The 11,597-nt window shown below is 60.9% G+C and carries 7 protein-coding genes and 1 rRNA gene (1 of these 8 only partly in view); 2 read left to right on the top strand and 6 right to left on the bottom strand.

Features of this window, described 5'->3' with window-relative positions:
* Positions 1-1,288, bottom strand: a 16S ribosomal RNA gene (locus AB8A38_RS22890) (it extends 199 nt beyond the left edge of the window).
* An 836-nt stretch (positions 1,289-2,124) separates the two neighbouring features.
* Between AB8A38_RS22890 and AB8A38_RS22885 the strand changes: the two genes are divergently transcribed.
* Positions 2,125-4,188 (top strand): peptidoglycan DD-metalloendopeptidase family protein, encoded by a 2,064-nt coding sequence (locus AB8A38_RS22885; RefSeq protein ID WP_439087520.1) that lies wholly within the window; start codon positions 2,125-2,127, stop codon positions 4,186-4,188.
* 96 nt (positions 4,189-4,284) lie between these two features.
* Here the strand turns inward: AB8A38_RS22885 and AB8A38_RS22880 are convergent, their stop codons facing one another.
* Together AB8A38_RS22880 and clpB are read right to left on the bottom strand one after the other, a co-directional pair.
* Entirely contained in the window at positions 4,285-4,923 is a 639-nt protein-coding gene (locus AB8A38_RS22880) for an NAD(P)H-binding protein (RefSeq protein WP_439087519.1), read from the bottom strand.
* 72 nt (positions 4,924-4,995) lie between these two features.
* Positions 4,996-7,632, bottom strand: coding sequence for an ATP-dependent chaperone ClpB (gene clpB / locus AB8A38_RS22875; protein ID WP_439087517.1), 2,637 nt, complete (start codon positions 7,630-7,632; stop codon positions 4,996-4,998).
* Between the two features lie 231 nt (positions 7,633-7,863).
* Between clpB and AB8A38_RS22870 the strand changes: the two genes are divergently transcribed.
* Positions 7,864-8,637, top strand: coding sequence for an MOSC domain-containing protein (locus AB8A38_RS22870; protein WP_439087515.1), 774 nt, complete (start codon positions 7,864-7,866; stop codon positions 8,635-8,637).
* Between the two features lie 6 nt (positions 8,638-8,643).
* On the opposite strand, the gene AB8A38_RS22865 is transcribed toward AB8A38_RS22870, so the two are convergent.
* The 3 genes from AB8A38_RS22865 to metX form a co-directional block, all read right to left on the bottom strand.
* On the bottom strand, positions 8,644-9,288 hold the full coding sequence (locus tag AB8A38_RS22865; RefSeq protein WP_068729161.1) for a TIGR02594 family protein: 645 nt from the start codon (positions 9,286-9,288) through the stop codon (positions 8,644-8,646).
* A 341-nt stretch (positions 9,289-9,629) separates the two neighbouring features.
* The gene (metW, locus tag AB8A38_RS22860; RefSeq protein ID WP_315843989.1) at positions 9,630-10,316 is read right to left on the bottom strand and encodes a methionine biosynthesis protein MetW; all 687 of its coding nucleotides are present in this window, start codon (positions 10,314-10,316) and stop codon (positions 9,630-9,632) included.
* A gap of 2 nt (positions 10,317-10,318) precedes the next feature.
* On the bottom strand, positions 10,319-11,521 hold the full coding sequence (metX, locus tag AB8A38_RS22855) for a homoserine O-acetyltransferase MetX (protein WP_315843990.1): 1,203 nt from the start codon (positions 11,519-11,521) through the stop codon (positions 10,319-10,321).
* Between the last annotated feature and the right edge of the window lie 76 nt (positions 11,522-11,597).

Here is an 11,597-nt window from a genome sequence, read left to right as displayed (position 1 = left end):
CGATTCCAACTTCATGGGCTCGAGTTGCAGAGCCCAATCCGAACTGAGACGGCTTTTTGAGATTTGCGAGGGGTCGCCCCTTTGCATCCCATTGTCACCGCCATTGTAGCACGTGTGTAGCCCAGCCCGTAAGGGCCATGAGGACTTGACGTCATCCCCACCTTCCTCGCGGCTTATCACCGGCAGTCTCCTTAGAGTGCTCAACTAAATGGTAGCAACTAAGGACGGGGGTTGCGCTCGTTGCGGGACTTAACCCAACATCTCACGACACGAGCTGACGACAGCCATGCAGCACCTGTGCTCTATGCCCCGAAGGGAAGGTTCCATCTCTGGTACCGGTCATAGACATGTCAAGGGCTGGTAAGGTTCTGCGCGTTGCGTCGAATTAAACCACATGCTCCACCGCTTGTGCGGGCCCCCGTCAATTCCTTTGAGTTTTAATCTTGCGACCGTACTCCCCAGGCGGAATGCTTAAAGCGTTAGCTGCGCCACTAGTGAGTAAACCCACTAACGGCTGGCATTCATCGTTTACGGCGTGGACTACCAGGGTATCTAATCCTGTTTGCTCCCCACGCTTTCGTGCCTCAGCGTCAGTTATGGGCCAGTGAGCCGCCTTCGCCACTGGTGTTCTTGCGAATATCTACGAATTTCACCTCTACACTCGCAGTTCCACTCACCTCTCCCATACTCAAGACTTTCAGTATCAAAGGCAGTTCTGGAGTTGAGCTCCAGGATTTCACCTCTGACTTAAAAACCCGCCTACGCACCCTTTACGCCCAGTGATTCCGAGCAACGCTAGCCCCCTTCGTATTACCGCGGCTGCTGGCACGAAGTTAGCCGGGGCTTATTCTTACGGTACCGTCATTATCTTCCCGTACAAAAGAGCTTTACAACCCTAGGGCCTTCATCACTCACGCGGCATGGCTGGATCAGGCTTGCGCCCATTGTCCAATATTCCCCACTGCTGCCTCCCGTAGGAGTTTGGGCCGTGTCTCAGTCCCAATGTGGCTGATCATCCTCTCAGACCAGCTACTGATCGTCGCCTTGGTAGGCCTTTACCCCACCAACTAGCTAATCAGACGCGGGCCAATCTCTCGGCGATAAATCTTTCCCCGTAAGGGCTTATCCGGTATTAGCACAAGTTTCCCTGTGTTGTTCCGAACCAAGAGGTATGTTCCCACGCGTTACTCACCCGTCTGCCACTGACGTATTGCTACGCCCGTTCGACTTGCATGTGTTAAGCCTGCCGCCAGCGTTCGCTCTGAGCCAGGATCAAACTCTCAAGTTGGACTTGAAACTTTAAACCGGCTGATCACAACGTATTGACGAGGTCCCACCATACTAAATCGACCAAACCGAAGTTCAGCCAATCTGCTGTCCGCGCTTCACAGCGCTAACAACGATGGTGTTAACCTTTGTTCAAAACGTGTACCGCCGAAGTCTTTCGTCCGGCCTCGCCTCAAGAAGCCGAAGCTTCCATCGAACGAGACCCGCAAGGACTCCGCCGTCCACGTTTCTCTTTCTTCAATTTAACTTGTCAAACAGCCCGACGCAGATGCGTCAATCTCCCCAAAAGGGAGAAAATCTTGCCACTCAATCACCCGACAACAGATCAGCAGCCGACAGCTATCGACTACTGAAGCACTCTTCGCGGTGATGAGCTTCCGAGACACGAACAACCGCCCGGGCTGGTAGGCCCCGGCGCCGCTGCGCTCAGTGGCCGGGTTATAGGCCCCCTCACCCGAAACTGTCAACGCCATTCGTCAGAAAATCGTCACGTGCTGTGGAGGAGGCCCCAAGGCCCAAAAAGCGTAGGTTTTACAGGGGTGACGCCGTACAAGAGCCACATTCCTCCGACGTTCTGAGCATGCCTTGTGCAAAGATTCTGCGTCGCCTCTGAAACTATTTGGGGGCGGTCGAACCGGATCTGGGCCCAACGGTCTCTCGAAAGAACGAGCTGCGTCATCGCAGTGCGCTTTTGGGCCAAAGAGAACACCGCGAAAGAGTTTACAGCATTGACGTTCGTCCATTCGGCCAGCATTTTGGCGCGCACTGTTCGACCGTCGATGCGATGTGCTTGGGGAAGACTCTTCGCATGATGCTGGGAATTCGGGGGATGTCGGCTTGAATCACGGACTGTCACGCGGTGGCGCCTATGATCGTGAGACCGGGATGATTGATCTCGGCCACGAGCCGCCGCTATCCGTTGACGGCTCCGAAGCCGCGGTGATCGATCGTCGCCGCGTTTCGGTACAATGGTTCAGTGGTACTATCCTCACAGGTCTCTGCGGCGCGGCTCTGATCGGCGGCGCCGTTTTTGCGTCGCTCGACGGCGAGATGACCTTTGCCAAGGTACCCGAACGCGTCGAAGGCGCGCTACGCGGCGCCTTCAGTGCCACCGACAAACAAGCCAGCCTGCATAAGTCCGACCGCCTGCCGCCGCCGAGCGAATCTTCCGCCGCGCGCCAGGTACTCAAAGTTTCCACAGTCACCCGCGTCGGCAATCGCGACGTGATGCGTGTGCGGCCCTTTATCCGAATTTCCGGCAATCTGGCGATGGCGACCAGCGATCTCAGCGCCAAAATCCCGCCCTTTAATGCGCAGCGCTTGCTGACCGATGTCGGCAGCCCCGCTCCCAACAGCGACGACGCCGCGGTGAATCCGAATGCCGTCGAGCCGGATGCCGAGGTCTCCTTCGTCACCCGCGATCTCGGTCAGGTGCTGCCGAAAGCCAAGATCGGCGCCAGCGTTGCTATCGATGAAGTCTTGATGCGCGTGCGCGACGCCTCCAACTGGCGCGGCAATACTGGCGTTCGCTACACGACGGTCGCCAGCGCCACCGGCGATATCGGCGGACAGCCCGACATGAAGATGGCCTATGCCGCCGAAGGGACCACGGCCGATCCTTATGCCGGCTTCGAAACCCGCATCGTGCCGGAAAACGTCACGCTGCTGGCCAAGACCAAGGATCAGGCGACCGGCGGCAACCCGAATGGCGAGCGTATCCATATCGTCAAGAAGGGCGACACCATCCTGACCATCCTGCGCGACCAGGGCGCGATGCCCGAGGAAGCCAAGGCGATCGCTTATACGCTGGGTGCCCGCGGCCGCGACGGTGGACTGAAGGAAGGCCAGAAAGTTCGAATCCTGATGTCGCCGGCCGGACCGGGCCAGCGTTTGCAGCCCTACCGCGTCATCGTCGCCAACGATTCCACCATCGAGGCGGTCGCCGCCCTCTCCGATCTCGGCAAATACGTCGCCGTCGATGTCTCCAGCATGAACACCGTCGCCGAAGCGCCAAGCGCATCGGATGACGACGAGGAGGATGACGGCACCGGCGTGCGGCTCTATCAGAGCATTTACGAGACAGCGCTGCGCAACAAGGTCCCGGCCACCGTCATCGAGGACATGATCCGGATTTACTCCTACGACGTGGATTTCCAGCGCAAAGTACAGCCCGGCGACTCCTTCGACGTGTTCTTCGCCGGCGAAGACGAAGGCGCCACCATCACCGAAAAGACCGAAGTGCTGTTCGCTTCGCTTACGGTGGGCGGCGAAACCAAAAAATACTATCGCTTCCTGACCACCGACGACTCGGTCGTCGACTACTATGACGAGACCGGCAAGAGCGCGAAGAAGTTCCTGGTCCGCAAACCCGTCAATAACGCCATCATGCGCTCGGGCTTCGGCGGACGCCGCCACCCGATCCTCGGCTACACCAAGATGCATACCGGCGTGGACTGGTCGACACCCTACGGCACCCCGATTTTCGCATCCGGCAACGGCGTGATTGAAAAAGCCGCCTGGGAAGGCGGCTACGGCAAATATATCCGCATCAAGCACAATAACGGCTACGAGACCGCCTACGGTCATATGTCGGCCTTTGCCAAGGGCATGGAGCCCGGCAAGCGCGTGCGGCAGGGCCAGGTCATCGGCTTCGTCGGCTCGACCGGCATGTCCACCGGCGCCCACGTTCACTACGAAATTCTGGTCAACGGGCGCTTCGTCGATCCGATGCGCGTGAAACTGCCGCGCGGCCGCTCGCTCGAAGGGCCGATCATGGCCGGCTTCGAGAAGGAACGTGACCGGATCGACGCCCAGATGACCATGCGTGGCCCCGGCGCCCGCGTGTCTGACGCAGGCGTGACCGGCGCGGTGCCACCAGCACGGCCGACGACCAGCCGCTAAATTTGTATTTTTCGCCTTGTTCTGCGCATCAGACCAACGCCGCGTGGGCTAGGGGACGCTCGGGACAGTAGCAAAAGAGACGCTGAGGTCCGGCGATCAATCCGCGGCGAGCTCTGCAGACCCGATCAGGTGAACACCAGGCGCGCCGGTCACGGCGGCCTGGATCAATGCGTCGGCGATCTTGTCGGCGGGGCTGATCCGGTAGCTGCGCGGCAGAACCGGACCCAGCACACCGAGCACCGCCGCCGCGACGTGCTCGCCCAGCCGGAATTCGTCGCGATCACCGCCGATCAGGCCCGGCCGCACAATCGTCAAGGACGGAAAGCCCATTGCCTTCAGCGCTTCCTCCACTTCGCCTTTGGTACGCGGATAGAGCAGCTTTGAGCGCGCATTGGCACCCACCGACGAATTGAGCGCGAAACGGCTTGCGCCATGCTTGCGCGCCAGCCGCGCGACTTCGAGCGGGTAATCATAATCCACAACGCGAAACGCCTGATCCGAGCCGGCTTTGGCGCGCGTCGTGCCGAGTGCACAGATCGCACCATCGACGTCCCACCAGTCGGCCTCGGCTGGTAACCGGTCGAAATCGACCAGCGGGTTGTCGAGCTTCGCATGCGCCGCGAGCGGCCGCCGCGTCGGCGCAACGATGCGTGTGATCCGACTGTCGGCGAGCGCTTTGGCGATGACATGGCGGCCGACAAGGCCGGTGGCGCCGACCACGAGAATGCGGGTCATGATCTTTCTCCAACGTGGAAACGGCCTGAACCGTGAGGTTCAGGCCGTTTCGTTGCGTTTAAACCCGGGCCGTCAGTTCAGCTGCCGCTTCGGCACCGGCGCTTCAAACTCGGCGATCTCCGCGGTCCGGGGCGGCTTGCCGTTGAAGGTCAGGACGTTGCCGGCGGCGCTTATGTCGACATGGTCGCCGTCCTTGACGTCGCCGGCGAGGATCATCTCGGCCAGCGGATCCTGGACATTGCGCTGGATCACCCGCTTGAGGGGACGGGCGCCGTAGGCGGGATCCCAGCCTTTGTTGGCGAGCCAGTCGCGAGCTTCGTCCTCCAGTACCAGCGTGATCTTGCGATCTTCCAGCAGCTTGGTGAGCCGCGCAAACTGGATCTGGACGATCCGACCCATCTCGCTCTTCTGCAAGCGGTGGAACAGGATGATCTCATCGACGCGGTTGAGGAATTCCGGCCGGAAATGGGCGCGGACATTGCCCATCACCAGGTCGCGTACCGCGGACGTATCCTCGCCCTCGGGCTGATTGACCAGGAATTCGGAGCCGAGATTCGACGTCATGATGATCAGCGTATTGCGGAAATCGACAGTGCGGCCCTGACCATCGGTCAGACGGCCATCGTCGAGCACCTGCAGCAGCACGTTGAACACATCCGGATGCGCCTTCTCGACCTCGTCGAACAGCACGACCTGATAGGGCCGCCGCCGCACAGCTTCGGTGAGGGCGCCGCCCTCGTCATAACCGACATAGCCCGGAGGCGCGCCGATCAGGCGGGAGACGGAATGCTTCTCCATGTATTCGGACATGTCGAGACGGACCATCGCGGTCTCGTCGTCGAACAGATAGGCGGCCAGCGCCTTGGTCAACTCGGTCTTGCCGACGCCGGTGGGGCCGAGGAACATGAATGAGCCGATCGGCCGGTTCGGATCTTGCAAGCCCGCGCGTGAACGACGGACGGCAGTTGCCACCGCACGCACGGCTTCGGCCTGGCCGACGACGCGCTCGCCGAGGCTCAGCTCCATCCGCAACAGCTTGTCCTTCTCGCCTTCCAGCATCTTGTCGACGGGCACGCCGGTCCAGCGCGAGACCACCTGCGCGATGTGATTGGCGGTGACCGCCTCTTCCATCATCTCGGAATTCTCGTTGGCTTCGATATCGGCCAGCCGCTTTTCAAGATCGGGAATCCGGCCATAGGCCAGCTCACCCGCGCGTTGATATTCGCCGCGGCGTTGAGCTTCGGCGAGTTCCAAGCGCAAGCCATCGAGCTCGCTCTTGAGCTTCTGCGCATTCGACAGCTTGTTCTTCTCGGCTGACCAGCGCTGGGTGAGCGCTGCCGATTTCTCTTCGAGCTCGGCGAGTTCCTTCTTGAGCGTTTCGAGCCTGCTCTTCGAGCCTGCATCGGTTTCCTTGCCAAGCGCCTCCTGCTCGATCTTGAGCCGGATGATTTCACGGTCCATCGAGTCGAGTTCTTCGGGCTTGGAATCGACCTGCATCTTCAGCCGCGCCGAAGCCTCGTCCATCAGGTCGATGGCTTTATCCGGCAGGAAGCGATCGGTGATGTAACGGTTCGACAGTGTGACGGCAGCGACCAGCGCAGAGTCCGTGATACGGACGCCGTGATGCTGTTCGTATTTGTCCTTGAGGCCACGCAGGATCGAGACGGTGTCTTCGACGGTCGGCTCAGCCACGAAGATCGGCTGGAAACGCCGCGCCAGCGCCGCGTCTTTCTCGACGTGCTTGCGATATTCGTCGAGCGTGGTGGCGCCGATGCAATGCAACTCGCCGCGGGCCAGCGCAGGCTTCAGGAGATTCGAGGCGTCCATGGCGCCGTCGCCCTTGCCGGCACCGATCAGCTGATGCATCTCGTCGATGAACAGGATGATGCCGCCTTCGGCCGACGTGACCTCGCCGAGCACCGCCTTCAGCCGCTCCTCGAACTCGCCGCGATATTTCGCGCCGGCGATGAGCGCACCGAGATCGAGCGACAGCAGGCTCTTGTCCTTCAAGCTCTCCGGCACGTCGCCATTGAGGATGCGCAGCGCGAGACCTTCGACGATGGCGGTCTTGCCGACGCCGGGCTCGCCGATCAGCACGGGATTGTTCTTCGTCCGGCGCGAAAGAACCTGAATCGTGCGGCGGATTTCCTCGTCGCGGCCGATCACCGGGTCGAGCTTGCCATCACGCGCGGCCTGGGTCAGGTCGCGGGCATATTTCTTCAACGCGTCATAGGCATTTTCGGCCGTGGCGGAATCCGCCGTGCGGCCCTTGCGCAGCGCATTGATCGCGGCATTGAGATTTTGCGGAGTGACGCCGCCCTTGTTGAGCAGGCTGCCGGCCTCCGAATCCTTGTCGAGCGCCAGCGCAAGCAGCAGCCGCTCCACGGTGACGAAACTGTCGCCGGCCTTGTCGGCGGCCTTTTCGGCTGCATCGAAAGCGCGCGCGGTCGCCGGCGCCAGATAGACCTGCCCGGCCCCTGCGCCCGAGACCTTGGGCATCTTGCCCAGCTCGGTTTCCGTCGCCTTCAGGATAGCGCGGGAGTTGCCGCCAGCGCGGTCGATCAGGCCGCCGGCCAGACCTTCGCTATCGTCCAGCAGAACTTTAAGAATGTGCAGCGGCGAGAATTGCTGATGGCCCTCGCGCACGGCCAGAGATTGTGCGGACTGGATAAAGCCACGCACCCGTTCGGTGTATTTCTCAATATTCATCGTGTGTTGTCCCTCGGCCTGCCCTATCCGCCTCGAAAGCACGGATGGGGCATCTTCATTGGGTATCCGCAGGCCGCATTGATGGTGGCCAACCGGCTGCGGTCGTCGCTGGCGTCAAAACCAGCTTGATGCAAATGTGGGCAGCCAGTTCCCGAAACGGAAGGGGTCCGCATAAAATTCCAATCGGCCAGGCGATGGCGCCACGGGCCCAAATCTCTTAAGACCGGAACCATGCCAGAACAGTCTTACGCCAGCGTTGCCAGCATCTACCGCTATCCCGTGAAGGGCCTGACGCCCGAGCCTCTGGAAGAAGTCGCGCTGAAGCCCGGCCAGACCCTGCCGGCCGACCGGCGATACGCCATCGAGAACGGCCCGATCGGGTTCGACCCGGCAGCGCCGCAATATTTTCCCAAGACCCAGTTTCTAATGCTGATGCGCAACGAGCGCCTGGCGGCGCTCCGCAGCCATTACGACGACGCCAGCCATACGCTGACGATCCGGCAGGACAATGTGGAGGCAGCGCGAGCCGATCTGCAGACCGCCGAAGGACGTGCAGAGATCGAAGCGTTTTTCGCCACCAATTTTGCCGACGAGTTACGCGGACCACCCAAGGTGCTGTTCGCGGACGGCCATAGCTTTTCGGACGTGCCGCGCAAGGTGGTGTCGATCATCAACCTCGCCAGCGTCAAAGATCTCGAAAAAGCCGTCGGACAGCCGGTGCATCCGCTGCGCTTTCGCGGCAACCTGCATGTAACGGGCTGGCCGGCCTGGTATGAATTTGAATTGATCGACCGAACGCTCGCCATCGGCAGCACCCGGCTCAAGGTGGTGAAGCGCATCGTCCGCTGTGCAGCGACCAATGTCGACCCGGATACGGCCGCGCGAGATCTGACGATTCCGAAAACGCTGCTGCAGACCTACGGTCATGCCGATTGCGGAATTTACGCTGAGGTCATCACCGGCGGCACGATCGCCGCCGGCGATAAGATCGTCGTCGAAGAATAGACGAGCTCAGCTCGTCGGCATCACGTAGGCGTAAACGCGGCCACGCGAATACACCGACTCGGCGACGCGGTTGCCGTGATTGCCGGAGACGATGATCGGGTTGCCCTTGGCATCGACGCCCGAGACGACGCCGACATGACCGCCGCGACGACCGCGCGACATCACGGCGATGGCGCCGACCTGCGGACCGGAGATGCGTTGGCCATAGCTCGAGAACGAGCGCGCCATATCCGAGCCCGTGCCCTGATGGCCGGTGCGCTTCAATACGAGGTTCATGAACGCTGCGCACCACAAGCGACCGCGGGCGGTCGGATTGCCGCGACCGATGAAGCTGCGCGCTGCATCGACGATGCCCGAACCGCCGAAGCCGCCGGAAGGCTGGTTCATGCTTGCATTGGCGTTATTGAAATTTGTGGAGTCGCCGAACGAAGGCGCCTGCTGTTCGACTCGGGCACTGCGTCGCGCATACCGCGCGCGATGCCGGACGTGATGACGCGTGCTGTGTGTGTATTTGCCGACGTGGTGCGAATGACGCGAAGCGCCGTGATGAGGACGTGCCGACGCAGGAGAGACCGACGCGAGAACTGCCGCCGAACACACCGCAAGAGCCGAGATGCGAAGTGCACGGCGATACGCAAAGAACTGAACCATACCGAATTTTTCCTCTTAACACCCCCGAATCCCATCGGCCCAAATACGCGGGCCAACAATCGGGACGGGCGTGGTAACGAAGTTGGTATGGCGATAACAAGACCTAGAACGGTTCAAGTGACGATTTTTTAACGGCGACATCGGAGTGAATCGCTTCAACTTCAACGGACGCCATACGTATAGACATACCAGCCACCCATTCGACAGAATGCGCGCTTATATTACCTATTCGAATTAGCTTTTAAGCGCATCTTTGGCGTGCATCGCAGACCGGCACACGGCGTGAAAAGCCGCATAGAATGCGGTATTTCTGCTTCCATCAGGCGGAAATCTACACGCGATCAGGGTTGCGCCGATTTACTCGCGCGGCTCAGCAGGAAAACGCCCTGCTCCCCGAACATGTTCCAGAACCACCACGGCGCATTGAGGCGGAGCGGACGGCCATAGAGATCGAGTGCAACGGCACGCTCCATCTTCACGTTGATCTCGTCGCACAGAACAACGAAATCCTTGATGGTGCAGAAGTGGATGTTCGGCGTGTCGTACCACGTCGCGGGCAGATTCTCCGTGCGCGGCATCCGGCCGCCGACAAGCAATTGCACGCGCATCTTCCAGAAGCCGAAATTCGGAAACGACACGATCGCGCTGCGGCCGATGCGCAGCAGATTTTCCAGCACGACACGCGGCTGCCGCGTCGCCTGCAGCGTCTGCGACAGGATCACGTAGTCGAACGCATCGTCGGGATAGTTGATCAAGTCCGTATCGGCGTCGCCCTGCACCACTGCAAGGCCTTTGCCGACGCAGCGGTTGACGCCTTCGCGCGACAATTCGATGCCGCGGCCGTCGATGCCGCGGCTCTCCAGGAGCTGCAGCAGATCGCCATCGCCGCAGCCGACGTCGAGCACCTTCGAGCCCGGCCTGATCATCTCCGCGACCAGGAGGTGATCGCCACGATAATCCTGCGTGCCGCGCGGCGCCGGCGTCGCCACCGCAGAATTCAGCGGCAAGACTTGTTGTGGAAACGCCATCTCTATGTCCCCGTAACAGGCAGGCCGCGCACGGAGGCTGCGGAGTTCAGAAATGCACCGGCGATATCGAGGAACTCGGGCACGTCGAGCAGGAAGGCATCATGGCCCTTGTCGGTTTCGATCTCCGCAAAGGACACGCGGACGCCGCCGGCATTCAGCGCGTGCACGACGTCGCGCGATTCCGCCGTCGGGAACAGCCAGTCTGATGTGAACGACATCAGACAGAAGCGCGTCTGCGTATCGCGAAACGCTTCCGCAAGCTTGCCGTTGTGGTCGGCTGCGATATCGAAATAGTCCATCGCACGCGTCAGATAGAGATAGGAGTTGGCATCGAAGCGCTCGACAAAGGACGAGCCCTGATAGCGCAGATAGCTCTCGACCTGAAAATCCGCATCGAAGGAGAATGTCGGCAACTCCCTGTCCTGCATGCGGCGGCCAAACTTGCGGTGCAGAGCGGCATCCGACAGATAGGTGATATGCGCGGCCATCCGCGCGACGCCGAGGCCGCGATGCGGATGCGTGCCTTCCTCGAAATAGCGCCCGCCGCGCCAGTCGGGATCGGCCATCACGGCCTGACGGCCCAATTCATGGAACGCGATATTCTGCGCCGAGTGCCGCGTGCTGCAGGCAACCGCCAGCGCGGAGAACACGCGCTCCGGATAGGCCGCAGTCCATTGCAGCGTCTGCATGCCGCCCATGGAACCGCCAACGACGCAGAACAGTTGGCCGATACCGAGACTGTCGATCAGCATCGCCTGCGCGCGCACCATGTCGGGAATGGTGATGACCGGGAAATCCAGTCCCCAGATCTTGCCGGTGGCGGGATTGGTCGAGGCCGGACCGGTCGAGCCCATGCAACCGCCGAGCACGTTCGAACAGATGATGAAGTAGCGTTCGGTATCGAGCGCTTTACCGGGGCCGACCAGCGTCTGCCACCAGCCGGGTTTGCCGGTGATCGGATTGATATTGGCGACGTGCTGGTCGCCGGTCAAAGCGTGGCAGACCAGGATGGCGTTGGATTTGTCGGCGTTGAGCGTTCCGTAGGTCTGATAGGCGATCTGGAACGGGGCGAGGTCGATGCCGCAGTCGAGCCGCAGCGGCTGATCCATGCCAAAACCCGCGACCAGCGAGGTCGGATGATCGGCTTCATGTCCACGCTCATCGGGGCGGACAACCGGACTCTTCACCAGTTCGACATTTACCATCTTGATACCGGCCTCCTCAGGAGGTTCTCAAACCAAAACCGGAATCAGGCCATAAAAAACCCGGCCTGAACAAATA

The organism is Tardiphaga sp. 839_C3_N1_4 (assembly GCF_051811045.1).
Classification (GTDB): domain Bacteria; phylum Pseudomonadota; class Alphaproteobacteria; order Rhizobiales; family Xanthobacteraceae; genus Tardiphaga.
The sequence above is the reverse complement of the archived record's forward strand: the minus strand, read 5'-3'. Positions and strand labels throughout refer to the sequence as shown.

What these genes read in the sequence shown, in the direction of transcription:
- AB8A38_RS22880 (WP_439087519.1), bottom strand. Translation starts at nt 4,923, where the DNA reads ATGACCCGCATTCTCGTGGTCGGCGCCACCGGCCTTGTCGGCCGCCAT.
- clpB (WP_439087517.1), bottom strand. Translation starts at nt 7,632, where the DNA reads ATGAATATTGAGAAATACACCGAACGGGTGCGTGGCTTTATCCAGTCC.
- AB8A38_RS22870 (WP_439087515.1), top strand. Translation starts at nt 7,864, where the DNA reads ATGCCAGAACAGTCTTACGCCAGCGTTGCCAGCATCTACCGCTATCCC.
- AB8A38_RS22865 (WP_068729161.1), bottom strand. Translation starts at nt 9,288, where the DNA reads ATGGTTCAGTTCTTTGCGTATCGCCGTGCACTTCGCATCTCGGCTCTT.
- metW (WP_315843989.1), bottom strand. Translation starts at nt 10,316, where the DNA reads ATGGCGTTTCCACAACAAGTCTTGCCGCTGAATTCTGCGGTGGCGACG.
- metX (WP_315843990.1), bottom strand. Translation starts at nt 11,521, where the DNA reads ATGGTAAATGTCGAACTGGTGAAGAGTCCGGTTGTCCGCCCCGATGAG.